The organism is Nocardiopsis dassonvillei (assembly GCF_964273065.1).
In the GTDB taxonomy this organism is placed as follows: Bacteria; Actinomycetota; Actinomycetes; order Streptosporangiales; family Streptosporangiaceae; genus Nocardiopsis; species Nocardiopsis dassonvillei_B.
The window spans coordinates 3,496,778-3,510,103 of sequence record NZ_OZ186815.1 but is presented as its reverse complement, the minus strand read 5'-3'; the positions used below and the strand labels follow the sequence as shown (position 1 = coordinate 3,510,103).

Below are 13,326 nucleotides of genomic sequence, written 5' to 3'. Positions count from 1 at the left end.
GGTTTGTGACGCAGTTCATGGGAGGGCCCGATGAGGATCGGCGAACTCGCCCGGCGGACCGGGGCCAGCCCCCGCTCCCTGCGCTACTACGAGGAGCAGGGCCTGCTGTCCGCCACGCGCTCCCCGGGCGGGCACCGGGAGTACGCCGAGGGCAGCGTCGAACGCGTCGAGCGCATCCGCTGCCTGTACGCGGCGGGGCTCAACAGCGACACCGTCCGCCGCGTCATGCCCTGCATGTACGCCAATGAGAACGGCGGCCCCGCCCCCGACCTCCTCGACATGCTCCGGGCGGAGCGGGAGCGCGTGGACGCCGCCGTCCGCTCCCTGGAGCGGACCCGCGACGCCCTCGACACGATCATCGGCGAGGCCGCCGCGGCCCGTGCGGCCGCGGGCCCGCCCGCCGCGCCGGAACCGGTTACCCTCACAGGCATACGGACATGACATCGAGACCCGGCACCGCGGGTGCGACGAGGAGACGGCCGTGAATCCTGGCGGAATGGACATGCAGGCCCTGCTCCAGCAGGCCCAGCAGATGCAGCAGCAGCTCGTGCAGGCCCAGCAGGCCCTGGACGAGGCCGCGGTGGAGGGCACCTCCGGCGGCGGCCTGGTCAAGGTCACGCTGAGCGGGCGCGGACAGGTCGAGGACATCACCATCGACCCCAAGGCCGTGGACCCCGACGACGCGTCGGACACCGCCGAGACCGTCGCGGACCTGGTCCTGGCGGCCATCCGCGACGCCGAGGCGCAGGTCGAGCGGCTCCAGCAGGAGAAGATGGGCCCGCTCACCCAGGGCCTGGGCGGCGGCGGCATCCCCGGCCTGCCCGGCTTCTAGGCCCCGCCCCTCCGCTCCTGCCGGCCCGTCGGGGTCCGGGAGGTCCTCGGCGGACGGCCCGCGGCCGCGGTTCGGCCACCGTGCAGGGCGCCCCCCGGGGAGCGCCCTGCACGAACCAGGGGTACGGCGGCCCGGACCCGCGCTCCGCTCCGGGGGCGGACGACGACGGCGACCCGGCCCGTACACGGAAGGTCGTCGTTCCCTATACGGTGGTGGTACGGGGTGACGGACCGCCCCGCGACAGAACGGTCCGACCGAATGGACGGGCGATGTACGAAGGCGCGGTGCAGAATCTGATCGACGAGCTCGGGCGGCTGCCCGGCGTCGGTCCGAAAAGCGCGCAGCGCATCGCCTTCCACCTCCTGGCCGCCGAGCACGCGGACGTCAAGCGCCTCGTCGGCGCGCTGGTCGAGGTCAAGGAGAAGGTGCGCTTCTGCTCCGTCTGCGGCAACGTCGCCGAGGAGGAGCAGTGCCGGATCTGCCGTGACCCCCGCCGCGACCCCGCCGTCATCTGCGTGGTCGAGGAGTCCAAGGACGTCGTCGCCGTCGAGCGCACCCGCGAGTTCCGCGGGCGCTACCACGTCCTGGGCGGGGCCATCAGCCCGATCGAGGGCGTGGGTCCGGACGACCTGCGGGTCAAGGAGCTCATGAAACGCCTCGCCGACGGCGAGGTCACCGAGCTGATCCTGGCGACCGACCCCAATCTCGAGGGGGAGGCGACCGCCACCTACCTCGCCCGCCTGGTCAAACCCATGGGTCTCAAAGTGACCCGGTTGGCCAGCGGCCTTCCCGTCGGCGGCGATCTCGAATACGCCGACGAGGTCACTCTGGGACGCGCCTTCGAGGGGCGCCGCAGCCTCGAGTTCTAGCTCACATTTCGCCGTAACCGAGCTGAAATATGAGTACTCTCCGGATGATCGGGTAACCCGTGCCCGGTGCGCCGGTACGCCCCGAGCCGTCCCGTCCCAGGTGGGACGGGGTGACGAAGACGCCGCCGGTTAGACTCCATTGCAATCCTCTGTGAACCCAACTCCTCAGGAGCATCGACCGTGGCCTTGATCGTGCAGAAGTACGGTGGGTCTTCCGTGGCCGACGCGGAAGCCATCAAGCGAGTAGCCCAGCGGATCGTCGCTCAGAAAAAAGCGGGATATGACGTCGTCGTCGTGGTCTCGGCCATGGGCGACACCACCGACGAGCTCATCGACCTCGCCGAGCAGGTGTCCCCGATGCCCCCGGCCCGCGAGCTGGACATGCTCCTCACCGCCGGTGAGCGCATGTCCATGTCGCTGGTCGCCATGGCCATCGCCAACCTCGGCTTCGAGGCGCGCTCGTTCACCGGCTCGCAGGCGGGCGTGATCACCACGTCCCTGCACGGCAACGCCAAGATCATCGATGTGACGCCCGGTCGCATCCGGGAGGCCGTGGACGAGGGGGCGATCTGCATCGTCGCCGGTTTCCAGGGCGTCTCCCAGGACACCAAGGACATCACCACCCTGGGGCGTGGAGGTTCGGACACCACCGCCGTGGCCCTGGCCGCCGCCCTGGAGGCGGACGCGTGCGAGATCTACTCGGACGTGGACGGCGTGTTCACCGCCGACCCGCGCATCGTCCCCAGCGCCCGGCGCATTCCCCAGGTCTCCTACGAGGAGATGCTGGAGATGGCCGCCAGCGGGACCAAGATCCTGCACCTGCGCTGCGTGGAGTACGCGCGACGGTACAACATCCCCCTGCACGTCCGCTCGTCGTTCAGCCAGAAGCCCGGGACCTGGATCGTTCCGGAAGTCGAGGAAAGCGAAGGCATGGAACAGCCGATCATCTCCGGGGTCTCCCACGACCGGAGCGAAGCCAAGGTCACCGTCGTCGGGGTTCCGGACAAGGTCGGTGAGGCGGCCACGATCTTCAAGGCCCTCGCCGACGCCGAGATCAACATCGACATGATCGTGCAGAACGTGTCGGCGGTCTCGACCTCCCGCACCGACATCTCCTTCACGGTCCCCAAGGACTTCGGCAAGCAGGCCCTGTCCGCACTGAAGAAGGTCCAGGACAAGGTCGGCTTCGAGTCGCTGCGCTACGACGACAAGATCGGCAAGGTCTCCCTGGTCGGCGCCGGCATGCGCTCCTACCCCGGGGTCACCGCCCGCTTCTTCGACGCCATCGCGGGGTCGGGGACCAACATCGAGATGATCTCCACCTCGGAGATCCGCATCTCCGTCATCGTCACGGAGGACCAGATCGACTCGGCCGTCCAGGCCGCCCACACCGAGTTCCAGCTCGACGCCGACCAGGTCGAGGCCGTCGTCTACGGAGGTACCGGCCGATGAGCAACCGTCTTCCCACCCTGGCCGTCGTCGGCGCCACCGGCGCCGTCGGCACCGTCATGCTCGACATCCTCACCCGGCGGGAGAACGTGTGGGGCGAGATCCGCCTCATCGCCTCCCCGCGCAGCGCCGGCAAGGTGCTGCGGGTGCGCGGCGAGGACGTCGTCGTCCAGGCCCTGGCCCCGGAGGTCTTCGACGGCGTCGACGTCGCCATGTTCGACGTGCCGGACGAGGTCTCCAAGGAGTGGGCGCCGATCGCCGCCGCCCGCGGCGCGGTCGCCGTCGACAACTCCGGCGCCTTCCGCATGGACCCGGACGTCCCGCTCGTGGTGCCCGAGGTCAACGCCGAGCAGGTCCGCAACCGGCCGCGCGGCATCATCAGCAACCCCAACTGCACCACCCTGTCGATGATCGTCGCCATCGGTGCGCTCCACCGCACCTACGGCGTCACCGACCTGGTGGTCTCCTCCTACCAGGCCGCCTCCGGCGCCGGCCAGGAGGGCATCGACGTCCTGCGCGACCAGATGGCCGCCGTCGGAGCCGACCGCACCCTGGGCGAGAAGGCGGGCGACGTCCGCGCCACCGTGGGCGAGCTGGGCCCGTTCCCGGCACCGCTGGCCTACAACGTCGTGCCGTGGGCGGGCTCGCTCAAGGACGAGGGCTGGTCCTCCGAGGAGCTGAAGGTCCGCAACGAGTCCCGCAAGATCCTGGGGCTGCCCGACCTGCGGGTCGCGGCCACCTGCGTGCGGGTCCCGGTCATCACCACCCACTCGCTGACCGTGCACGCCACCTTCTCCCAGGAGGTGACCGCCGACGCCGCCCGCGAGCTGCTGGGCAAGGCCGAGGGCGTGACCGTGCTGGACGACCCGGCCAAGGGCGAGTTCCCGACCCCGGCCGACGTGGTGGGCACCGACCCGACCTGGGTGGGCCGCATCCGGCGGTCGCTGGACGACCCGAGGTCGCTGGACCTGTTCCTGTGCGGGGACAACCTGCGCAAGGGCGCGGCGCTCAACACCGCGCAGATCGCGGAGGTCGTGGCGCAGGAGTTCACCTCCTGAGCCGACGGGGACCCCGGTCCGGGGGGGCGGTCGCCGCGGCGACCGCCCCCTTCGCGTGCGCGGGTCAGCTGCGCCCGCGCGGCCGCGGCCGGGCCAGTGCCAACTTGTAGAGGAGTCGACACTGGTCGGCGGTGCCGATGAGGTCGGAGGTCTCCACCGGGCGGTTGCCGCTGTAGTGGGTGCGCTCCACGACCAGGACGGGGATGCCGGCGGTGGAGTCGAGCAGCGCGGCCTCGGATTCGCGCAGCACCCGCACCCCGACCTCCTCCACGACCCGGTCGACGGGGTGTCCGGCGGCTCCCAGGCGTTCGAGCAGGCCCGCGTCGGACGGGGCGTCGAACGGGGTTCGCAGCGTTCCGACGGTGAGGGCGGCGGGCTCCCAGGAACGGTGCAGGGTGATGGGCCGGCCCGCCGACAGCCCGCGCGACGTGGTGCGGTACACCGGTTCGCCCTCGCGCAGTCTCAGCCGCTCGACGACCGGTGTCTCCCCGGGCTCCTGTTCGGTGCCCAGGGGCTCCCGGGACAGGCGGCCCAGCCCCGAGCCGGAGGTGGAGTCGGTGCGGCAGATCCGGAACACGTCGGGGGTCTCGCGCACGTAGTAGCCGGAGCCGGGGCGGGCCTCCACCAGGCCCTCGGTGACCAGCAGCCGCAGCGCGGTCCGGGAGATCTGCTCGCTCACCCGGTAGTTGCGGGCCAGCCGGGTGCGGGAGGGGAGCCGGGTCCCGGGGGGCATGTCGCCGCGCAGGATGGGTGCGCGGAGTTGGTCGGCGAGCCAGACGTAGCGGGGTTTCCTGGTCACGGCCGCGCGACCCCGGAGCCCCGCGGACCGGCTTCGACCGCCAGGAGAGGATGACGGGGTGGGACCGCTTCGAGGGGAGGAGAGCCCATGCCTCTCAGTAAAGCAGCGGAAAGCGCTGGTGGGGGGCGGTACCGATGAGTAGCCCGGCGATCACGGGCCGAGGAAACGCCCGAAAACCGTGAAATGAGGGTGAGTATGCCTCGATGATGATTACTCTTCGTATTGACATGCTCACTACATGATTGGGGGAGTCATGATCGATCACCTCACGGAACGGATCGTCCTCGCGGACGTGACGACGGACCCGGTCGGGACGGCCGTCGGCTGGATGACCGGCATCACGGGCATCGTGGTCGGCGTCATCGGACTCCTGTTCCTCGTGCTGCTGGTCGCCGCCGTCATCTCGGCGGTCTTCGACGGCAACACCACCGCGGGCGGCAAGCTCCTGTGGGTGCTCTTCATCCTCTGGTTCCCCGTCTTCGGGGCGATCGCCTGGTTCGTGGTCGGCAGGAAGGGCTACCTGAACCGGATCCTCGGTATCGACAAGGGCAAGGTCCGGCACACCAGCCCGGCCAGCGTCGGCCAGCACAGCGACGTCCGCGACAGCGGGCCGATCCCCCGTCCCAGCACGGAGCACGAACCCGGCGGGGCGCAGCAGTACCAGGCGGAGCCGAACCAGTACCAGGCGGAGCCGAACCAGTACCAGGCGGAGCCGAACCAGTACCAGGCGGAGCCGCAGCAGCACACGACGGGACCCCAGCAGCAGTACACGACGGGACCCCAGCAGCGCTACACGACGGGCCCGCAGCAGCACCTGATGGACTCGCAGCAGTACTACGCGGGGGATTCCCGGCAGCACTTCACCGGTCGCTTCTGACCGGCCGGTGCCGGGCCCACCGCCTCGTCTGCCTCCGGCGGTCGCGCGTGAGCAGCGCGGCCAGTCCGTGGACCGCTCCCAGGGCCACCGGGAACGCCGCGACCGCGGCGATCCCGCCGCCGCGCGCGGCGGGCACCCCGGCGGCGCGCAGCCTGGACCGCGCCCACAGCGCGAACGGGGCCACCACCAGCGGAGCCGTCACCACGCCGGGCGTGTACCCGCGCGTGGCCGCGGACTGCGCCACGTGCATCACGGCGTGCAGCCCGAAGCCCGCGAGCACCGTCCGGTAGAAACCGCTCCGCCCGCCGGTACGCGCCCCGTCGGCCGCCGCGGCGGCCACCACCAGGCCCATCAGGCCGATGGCGGTGGCGTTGTGCGCGGGGGAGACGTCCAGCCGGTCCCACACCTTCTCAGGGACGCCGGGCAGCGCGCGCCGCAGGCGCGGGCGGGCCCGGCGCGACCAGCCGGGGATGGTCGCCAGCTCCTCCAGGTCGTGGAGGGCCCAGGCTGCGAACAGCCCCCAGGTCACGGTCGGCGGCACCGTTCCAGCCGCCTCCGGTGCCCGTTCCGTCGAGCGTGCCACCGCACCTCCCGCGTGTTCCGCGCCGTCCGTCGCCGGACCCACGTTAGTGCGCGCCGCGGCGGCACCGGGTCCGGGCCCGGACCGGTGCCGGGAGCGGTGGGGCGGTGCACCGGAGCCCGGGCGGCGGCCGCCGGGGAACCGGACCCTACACGGTCGCCGACGGATCCCCGAGCGCGGTGAACCGTCCGTCCGGGGCGCGGCGCAGGTGGCGGACCGCCACCACCGCCTCGCGCGGAACGGCCCCGTACACATGGGGGAACAGGACGTCGTCCCCGGTGCCGGGTGGCGGTGCGGGGTCCGCGGCCTCCCACCGGGTCCGCACCCCCAGGGAGTCCAGGACGCCGGTGTCCACGACCAGGGCGACCAGGGGCCCGGCCGCATCGGCGTACAGCGTGTTCGCGACCGCCAGCAGGGTCTTCTCGTCGGGTGAGGCGTGCACGAACCCCCGGCTCGCCAGGGAGTCGGCCTCGACGTCGCCGCCGGACTCCCAGCGTTCCAGCTCGGTCATGTGCAGGATGAGGGCCATGCCGCGGACCCTACCCCCTCCCGGCCGGCCGCACCGCGCCGTCCACAGGCTGTGGACAACGGAACGCCCCGGCCGGAGGACCCGGCCGGGGCGTGCGCGTTCGCGGTACTACAGGATGATCCGCATCGGCTCCTCGAGGATCTCCGCGAGGTCCTTGAGGAACGCCGCGCCGACGGCGCCGTCCACCGCGCGGTGGTCCACCGACAGCTCCAGGGAGATCCGGTTGCGCACGGCGATCTCGCCGTCCACCACCACCGCCTCCTGGCGCATCGCGCCGACCGCCAGGATCGCCGCCTCCGGCGGGTTGATCACGGCGGAGAAGCTGTCCACGCCGAACATGCCCAGGTTGGACACGCTGAACGTGCCGCCGCTCATCTCCTGCGGCTTGAGCTTGCCGTCCCGGGCCTTGCCCGCCAGCTCGCGGGTGCGGCCGGAGATCTCCGACAGGGTGGCCTTGTCGGTGTCGTGCAGGACCGGCACCACCAGCCCGGAGTCGACGGCGACGGCCACGCCGACGTTGATCCGCCGGTGCCGCAGCAGCCTGCCGTCCACCCACGAGGAGTTGACCGCCGGGTGCAGCTTCAGCGCCGTGGCGCTGGCCTTGACGATGAGGTCGTTGAAGCTGATCTTGGCACCGGTGCTCGCCAGCTGCTGGTTGATCTGGCCGCGGAAGGCCTTCAGCGCCTCGGCGTCGACGGTCCGGCGCAGGTAGAAGTGCGGGACCTGCTGCTTGCTCTCGGTCAGGCGGCGCGCGATCACCTTGCGCACGTTGCCGATCTGCACCTCTTCGGAGTCGCGCCCGTCGTCGAAGGCCGGGGCCTGGGCCGCCGGTGCGGCGGGGGCGGCCTGCGCCGCGGGAGCCTGGGCCGGGGCCTGCTCGGCGGCACCCTCGCCCGCCTTGGCGGCGGCCTCGATGTCGGCGCGCACGATCCGGCCGCGCGGGCCGGAGCCCTTGATCCTGGTGATGTCCAGGCCGTACTCCTTGGCCAGCCTGCGGGCCAGCGGGGAGGTACGGGGACGCTCGCCCCCCTCGGCGGGGGCCGACGCCTCGGGAGCGGCTGCGGGAGCGGGCTCCTGCGCCTTCTCCCCGGTCTCCTCCTCGGCCTCCCCGGCCTTCTCCCCGGCGGGCTCCTCGGCCGCCTCCTCCTCGGACGCGGGTGCGCCGGAGTCGTCGGGCACCGCGTCGGGGGAGTCGGCGATCACGCCGATGACGGCGCCGATCGGTACCGTCTCGCCCTCGGACACCGACTGCTTCACGAGGAAGCCGTCCTCGTAGGCCTCGTACTCCATGACGGCCTTGTCGGTCTCGATCTCGACCAGCACGTCACCGGAGGCGACCTTGTCGCCCACCTTCTTGACCCAGGTGCTGATGACGCCTTCCTCCATGGTGTCGGAGAGGCGCGGCATGTAGATCTCGCTCATGAACTGGAACTCCCTCTACCCGACCCGCTTGCCGACGGCGCTCAGGGTCTCCTTGATGGCGGTGCTGATCGACTCGATGGACGGCAGGGCCGCGGTCTCGAGCGGCTTGGCGTAGGGCATCGGCACCTCCGCCATGGCCACCCGCCGAACGGGGGCGTCCAGGTAGTCGAAGGCGCCCTCCTGGATGGACGCGGCGATCTCCGCGCCGATCCCGTAGGTGAGCCAGTCGTCCTCGCATACGACGGCGGCGCCGGTCTTCTTGACCGAGTCCACGAAGGTCTGGCGGTCGAGGGGGCGGAGGCTGCGCAGGTCGACGACCTCGACGCTGATGTCCTCCTCGGCGAGCTTCTCGGCGACCTGGGTGGCGACCACGGCCATCCGGGAGTAGCCGATGAGGGTGATGTCGGTGCCCTCGCGGGTGACGGCGGCGCGTCCGATGGTCGCCACGTCGTCGTTCTCCGGCTGGGCGTAGTCCTCGGGGACCTCGCCCTTGGTGTTGTACAGGCCCAGGTTCTCCAGGAACAGCACCGGGTCGTCGTCGCGGATGGCCGCGCGCAGCATCGACGAGGCCTCGGCGGGGGTGCTCGGGGCGAGCACCTTCAGACCCGGGATGAAGGAGTAGAACAGCTCGATGTTCTGCGAGTGGGTCGCGCCGAGCTGCTGGCCGCCGCCGCCGGGCGTGCGGATGACCATGGGCACGCTGGTCTGGCCGCCGAACATGCCGTAGATCTTGGCGGCGTGGTTGATGATCTGGTCGATCGCGATGAGCGAGAAGTTGATGGTCATCAGCTCGACCACCGGGCGCAGGCCCAGCATGGCCGCACCGATGGCGGCGCCGACGAACCCCTCCTCGGCGATGGGGGTGTCCTTGACCCGGCGGGGCCCGAACTCCTTGAGCAGGCCCTCGGTGATCTTGTAGGAACCCTCGAAGACGCCGATCTCCTCGCCCATGACGAGGACGTTCTCGTCACGGACCATCTCGGCGCGCAGCGTGTCGCGCAGCGCCTGGCGGTAGGTGATCACAGACATGTGTCGTCGTCCTTCTCTACTCTGCGAACACCGGGTCGGCCGGCATGCGCCGCGACTCGTTGGGGACCGGGGTGGCGTACGTGTAGTCGAAGAGCGTCGACACGTCCGGGTGCGGGCTGTTCTCGGCGAAGTCCGCGGCCTCGGCGACCTCGGCCTTGACGGAGGCCGCGATCTCCTCGCGCAGCTCGTCGGTGAGGACCCCGGCCTCGGTCAGCCGCGCCTCGAAGAGGGCGATCGGGTCGTTCTCGTCGGCCCGGGCCTCCTCCCACTGCTCCTCGGTGCGGTACTTGGCGGGGTCGACCACGGAGTGGCCCTTCTGCCGGTAGCTCCACGCCTCCAGCAGGAACGGGGTCTGCTCCTTGCGGGCCCGCTCGACCAGCTCGGCGGCGGTGTCGCGGACCGCGAGCACGTCGCGGCCGTCCACGCGCGCGCCCTCGATGCGGAAGGCGGAGCCGCGCTTGTAGAGCTCCGGCTCGGCGGAGGACATCTCGACCGTGGTGCCCATGCCGGTGAAGTTGTTGATCACCACGAACACGACGGGCAGGTTCCACAGCTTGGCGATGTTGAGGGACTCGTGCCAGGCGCCGATGTTGGTGGTGCCGTCGCCCATCTGGCACACGACGACCTCGTCGCCGCCCCGGTAGGAGATGGCCAGGGCGGCACCCGTGGCCAGCGGCAGCTGCCCGCCGACGATGCCGTAGCCGCCGAGCATCCGGGTGGCGGTGTCGTACATGTGCATGGACCCGCCCCAGCCCTTGGAGACGCCGTCGGAGCGCCCGTAGAGCTCGGCCATGACCCTCTTGGGGTCCATGCCCTTCTCGATCGCGTACCCGTGGTCGCGGTAGTTCGTGAAGAGGTAGTCGTCCGGGCGCAGAGCGTCCATCAGGCCGACGACCGTGGCCTCCTCGCCCAGGTTCAGGTGGCAGTAGCCGCCGATGCGGGCCTGCGTGTACGCCTGGGCGGTGCGCTCCTCGAAGCGGCGGATGAAGAGCATCCGGCGGTAGTAGTCGAGGAGGGACTCGGGCTTCTCGTCGCCGAGGCCGGGGGAGGTGTTCTTGCGGGTGCGGCGGCGGGTCCCGGAGGACCTGGCGGCGGCGCCCTTCGGCTTGGCCGTGGTGTCAGCCATGGTGTGCCTTTCTACGTACGAGAGGCCCGGCACCCCGGCCTGTGGGCCGCGGTGCGAGGGGCCCGCCGGGCCGCGCTGTCGGGCGCGGTTCCGGCATGCGCCGCCGCCGGGCTCAACGGCGGCGGCGCTCCTGTGGCTGTCGGGGTGCGTCCTGGGGAGCGTGGCTCGTCCTCCCCCGGACGCGGAAGGCTCGCGGGGTCTCGTATGCGGTTGTCACCGGACCCCTCATCGCATGCTTCCCGGTCTCCACCGCGCTATGCATGGGGCGGAGAAGGGTTGCCGCGACGGGTGTCCCGGGTTCGTTCACCGGCCGGATGAACGATTCCGGATGCCCGTAAGGGCCGATGTTCACTGTGACGTGCGTCGCGCCACACTCTACGGTCTGATCGATGATCGATCAATAAGACTTTACGGCAGATACCAGAAGCCCGACCCGAGAGGGCGGTTCATCGGTGGGAAACGCCCGTGTCGGGCGGGTCGGGACGGAACCCCGGGGTCAGCGCGAACTCCCGTCCGACTTCAGGGCGGCCTCGACGTAGTTCAGCACGTGGTCGCTCAGCATCCGCCCCACCTGGGCGTCCCCCTCGCGGAACGCCCTGGTGATCTGGTCGTGGTCGGCGGCCTTGGCGTGCAGCTCCATGTTCAGCCAGCGCACCGACAGGGCCGTCCACACCTCGACGCCCAGCGACTCCCAGGTGTGCAGCAGCACGCTGTTGTCGGCCGCCCGCACGACCTCCCGGTGGAACTCCACACTGTGCCTGATCTGCTCGGACACGTCGCCCTCGGCGGTCGCCCGCTTGAGCAGGTCCACCTCCCGCTCCAGCGCGGAGGGGTCGGCCCGCAGGCGCGGCGCCGCCAGTTCGGCGGCCACCAGTTCCAGCCCCGCGCGCACCGGATAGATCTCGGCCATGTCCCGGACGCCGAAGTCGCGCACCCGGGCGCCCTTGTTCGGCACCGTCTCGATCAGCCGCAGCGTCTCCAGCTCGCGCAGTGCCTCGCGCACCGGGGCCTGGCTGACCCGCAGCTCCGTGGCGATCCGGCGTTCGACGATGCGCTCGCCCGGCTGCCAGCGGCCGGAGAGCAGGCCCTCGACCAGGACCTGCCGGATCTGCTCCCGCAGCGGCTCGCGCGCCAGCTTCGAGGGGTCATCCGGCAACCTCGGCAGGTCGACCATCCAGGGCCCTTCCCGTTCGCGGACCGCGCGCACCGCGTCCGCTCCACTCGTCGTCTGGAAACTCCTTGAAGATTGCCACACGCGCGGGAGCCGCCTCGCCGGGTGGACTCGAAGAGCTAACGGAACGCTCACGAACGTGTCGCATGGCGGTGAACCGCCCGCGACCAGTATCCGGGCATGGGGCAAAGTCCGAGGTAGAAGGGTCACACTTGACCGGCGGAGCCACCAACGGGGGGAAGTGTCCAGGTAGGCTCGTCTGTCGGCAATGTTCACACCAAGCCGCGCGGACGTGAGGAACGCGACGGTAAAACCGACCAGGAGCGCCGTGAACCGCGCTCGGGACCTGAAGCGGTGCGGGGGCACCGCAGGAGCAGACGACGTATCGCAGACGTTATCTCTGCGGTCCTCGGAAACCGGACCTGCCCAGGGGCGGTGTTCACGGAACCCCGTGAACCGGCCCGAAGGTCCGGCCGTCGAACGAGAGGTGGGGAAGTCCCCACCGCAGCATCGACCCCGAGTACCCGGGGAATCCCGTTTCCGGCAATCCGCGGCTAGCCCTTCCCCCGGCCAGTGCCACAGGCGAGCCCACAACATGTGAGACAGCACTGAGCACATGACGCACTCTTCAAGGACCCGGCATCCGAGGGCGAGACACGTGACCACGACGCACGACAGGGAAAAGAGGACCACCCCGGTGGCGGGGCCCTACAGCGGCTCCATCCCCGTCGTGCGCGACGCCCCGCTCACCCCGGGGCTCCCGGTCGTCCGCGCGGTCAAGTGGCCGAGCGTGAGCGAGATCGCATGGGGTCTGGCCTCGGACCGCATCGCCATCATCCTCGCGGTCGCGCTCATCGTGGTGACGATGCTCGCCGCGGGGCCGCTGCACCCGGTGGACAACTTCCTCAACGAGTTCCACCGTCCCTACTGGGACGTGCTGCGCGAGTTCCTCATCCACTGGCCCGACAACGTGGCCTCCCGTTACGTGGCCCTGCCGGTGCTGGGGGCGGTGGCGCTCCAGCTGGCCTACTGGCACCGGAGCTGGCGGCCGATCGTCCTGAGCGCCGTGGGCGTGGTCGGCATCATGTCGCTGGTCTCGATCATGAAGCTGGGCATCAACCGCGGGCACGCCAAGCACTACGACCCCGACTTCTTCGCGGGGGCGGGGAACGTGGCGTTCCCCTCCGGGCACGGGTCCAACGCGATCCTCATCTACGGGCTGGTGCTGTACCTGATCATCCGGTTCGGTGCGGCCCGGCCGCACATCATCCGGCGGCTGGGGTACTGCATCGTCGGGATCGCGCTGCTGCAGTCGGCGGTCTCGGTCTACCTGCACTTCCACTGGTTCTCGGACCTGGTGGCGGGGATGATCGCCGGCGGGTTCGCGCTGCGGCTGACCATCCGGCTGGACCGGATGTTCCCGCACGGGCGGACGGTCGAGTGGTGGCCCTGGTACGGGCGCGAGGACGAGGGGGCGGCGGCCTCCTGAACAGGGAAAGGGGGCGCGGGCCGACGGGGTCCGCGCCCCCTTCGTCGTTCCCGGGTGCGGCGCACATCCCCTGACGCCGCCGGCCCCCGCCGTGGC

At 71.0% G+C, this 13,326-nt stretch carries 13 protein-coding genes and 1 pseudogene; 7 read left to right on the top strand and 7 right to left on the bottom strand.

Annotated features, from left to right (window positions below):
• Positions 1–30: 30 nt before the first annotated feature.
• From ACSUPR_RS15570 to ACSUPR_RS15550, 5 genes are all read left to right on the top strand, one after another.
• Positions 31–441 (top strand): MerR family transcriptional regulator, encoded by a 411-nt coding sequence (locus tag ACSUPR_RS15570; RefSeq protein WP_436885339.1) that lies wholly within the window; start codon positions 31–33, stop codon positions 439–441.
• 55 nt (positions 442–496) lie between these two features.
• The gene (locus ACSUPR_RS15565) at positions 497–832 is read left to right on the top strand and encodes a YbaB/EbfC family nucleoid-associated protein (protein WP_436892027.1); all 336 of its coding nucleotides are present in this window, start codon (positions 497–499) and stop codon (positions 830–832) included.
• A gap of 269 nt (positions 833–1,101) precedes the next feature.
• Positions 1,102–1,701 (top strand): recombination mediator RecR, encoded by a 600-nt coding sequence (gene recR / locus ACSUPR_RS15560; protein ID WP_436885338.1) that lies wholly within the window; start codon positions 1,102–1,104, stop codon positions 1,699–1,701.
• Between the two features lie 180 nt (positions 1,702–1,881).
• Positions 1,882–3,153: an aspartate kinase gene (locus tag ACSUPR_RS15555; RefSeq protein ID WP_436885337.1), complete on the top strand. Its 1,272-nt coding sequence runs from the start codon at positions 1,882–1,884 to the stop codon at positions 3,151–3,153.
• A complete protein-coding gene (locus ACSUPR_RS15550; RefSeq protein WP_436885336.1) occupies positions 3,150–4,208 on the top strand; it encodes an aspartate-semialdehyde dehydrogenase in 1,059 nt (352 codons plus the stop codon). The genes ACSUPR_RS15555 and ACSUPR_RS15550 overlap by 4 nt, the downstream gene beginning before the upstream one ends.
• A 64-nt stretch (positions 4,209–4,272) precedes the next feature.
• Here the strand turns inward: ACSUPR_RS15550 and ACSUPR_RS15545 are convergent, their stop codons facing one another.
• Complete coding sequence (locus ACSUPR_RS15545; protein ID WP_436885335.1) at positions 4,273–5,007, bottom strand: GntR family transcriptional regulator; 735 nt, start codon at positions 5,005–5,007, stop codon at positions 4,273–4,275.
• Between the two features lie 253 nt (positions 5,008–5,260).
• Here ACSUPR_RS15545 and ACSUPR_RS15540 point away from each other — a divergent pair.
• A pseudogene (locus tag ACSUPR_RS15540) lies at positions 5,261–5,605 on the top strand (PLD nuclease N-terminal domain-containing protein); the annotation flags it as partial.
• Between the two features lie 262 nt (positions 5,606–5,867).
• Here ACSUPR_RS15540 and ACSUPR_RS15535 read toward each other — a convergent pair.
• The 6 genes from ACSUPR_RS15535 to ACSUPR_RS15510 all read right to left on the bottom strand — a co-directional run bounded on the left by ACSUPR_RS15535 (position 5,868) and on the right by ACSUPR_RS15510 (position 11,744).
• On the bottom strand, positions 5,868–6,467 hold the full coding sequence (locus ACSUPR_RS15535; RefSeq protein WP_436885334.1) for an HXXEE domain-containing protein: 600 nt from the start codon (positions 6,465–6,467) through the stop codon (positions 5,868–5,870).
• Positions 6,468–6,612: 145 nt separating this feature from the next.
• Positions 6,613–6,993 carry a DUF952 domain-containing protein gene (locus tag ACSUPR_RS15530; RefSeq protein WP_436885333.1) on the bottom strand — a complete coding sequence of 127 codons (381 nt, stop codon included), beginning with the start codon at positions 6,991–6,993 and terminating at the stop codon, positions 6,613–6,615.
• Between the two features lie 108 nt (positions 6,994–7,101).
• Positions 7,102–8,415, bottom strand: coding sequence for a dihydrolipoamide acetyltransferase family protein (locus ACSUPR_RS15525; protein WP_436885332.1), 1,314 nt, complete (start codon positions 8,413–8,415; stop codon positions 7,102–7,104).
• A gap of 15 nt (positions 8,416–8,430) precedes the next feature.
• The gene (locus ACSUPR_RS15520; RefSeq protein WP_436885331.1) at positions 8,431–9,444 is read right to left on the bottom strand and encodes an alpha-ketoacid dehydrogenase subunit beta; all 1,014 of its coding nucleotides are present in this window, start codon (positions 9,442–9,444) and stop codon (positions 8,431–8,433) included.
• A 16-nt stretch (positions 9,445–9,460) separates the two neighbouring features.
• The gene (gene pdhA / locus ACSUPR_RS15515; RefSeq protein ID WP_436885330.1) at positions 9,461–10,570 is read right to left on the bottom strand and encodes a pyruvate dehydrogenase (acetyl-transferring) E1 component subunit alpha; all 1,110 of its coding nucleotides are present in this window, start codon (positions 10,568–10,570) and stop codon (positions 9,461–9,463) included.
• A gap of 496 nt (positions 10,571–11,066) precedes the next feature.
• Positions 11,067–11,744 carry a GntR family transcriptional regulator gene (locus tag ACSUPR_RS15510; protein ID WP_436885329.1) on the bottom strand — a complete coding sequence of 226 codons (678 nt, stop codon included), beginning with the start codon at positions 11,742–11,744 and terminating at the stop codon, positions 11,067–11,069.
• A gap of 727 nt (positions 11,745–12,471) precedes the next feature.
• On the opposite strand from ACSUPR_RS15510, the gene ACSUPR_RS15505 reads away from it, so the two are divergent.
• Positions 12,472–13,230: a phosphatase PAP2 family protein gene (locus ACSUPR_RS15505; RefSeq protein WP_436892026.1), complete on the top strand. Its 759-nt coding sequence runs from the start codon at positions 12,472–12,474 to the stop codon at positions 13,228–13,230.
• The last annotated feature ends 96 nt before the right edge of the window (positions 13,231–13,326 follow it).

What these genes read in the sequence shown, in the direction of transcription:
- ACSUPR_RS15510 (WP_436885329.1), bottom strand. Translation starts at nt 11,744, where the DNA reads ATGGTCGACCTGCCGAGGTTGCCGGATGACCCCTCGAAGCTGGCGCGC.
- ACSUPR_RS15550 (WP_436885336.1), top strand. Translation starts at nt 3,150, where the DNA reads ATGAGCAACCGTCTTCCCACCCTGGCCGTCGTCGGCGCCACCGGCGCC.
- ACSUPR_RS15525 (WP_436885332.1), bottom strand. Translation starts at nt 8,415, where the DNA reads ATGAGCGAGATCTACATGCCGCGCCTCTCCGACACCATGGAGGAAGGC.
- ACSUPR_RS15520 (WP_436885331.1), bottom strand. Translation starts at nt 9,444, where the DNA reads ATGTCTGTGATCACCTACCGCCAGGCGCTGCGCGACACGCTGCGCGCC.
- ACSUPR_RS15565 (WP_436892027.1), top strand. Translation starts at nt 497, where the DNA reads ATGGACATGCAGGCCCTGCTCCAGCAGGCCCAGCAGATGCAGCAGCAG.
- ACSUPR_RS15530 (WP_436885333.1), bottom strand. Translation starts at nt 6,993, where the DNA reads ATGGCCCTCATCCTGCACATGACCGAGCTGGAACGCTGGGAGTCCGGC.
- recR (WP_436885338.1), top strand. Translation starts at nt 1,102, where the DNA reads ATGTACGAAGGCGCGGTGCAGAATCTGATCGACGAGCTCGGGCGGCTG.
- ACSUPR_RS15570 (WP_436885339.1), top strand. Translation starts at nt 31, where the DNA reads ATGAGGATCGGCGAACTCGCCCGGCGGACCGGGGCCAGCCCCCGCTCC.
- pdhA (WP_436885330.1), bottom strand. Translation starts at nt 10,570, where the DNA reads ATGGCTGACACCACGGCCAAGCCGAAGGGCGCCGCCGCCAGGTCCTCC.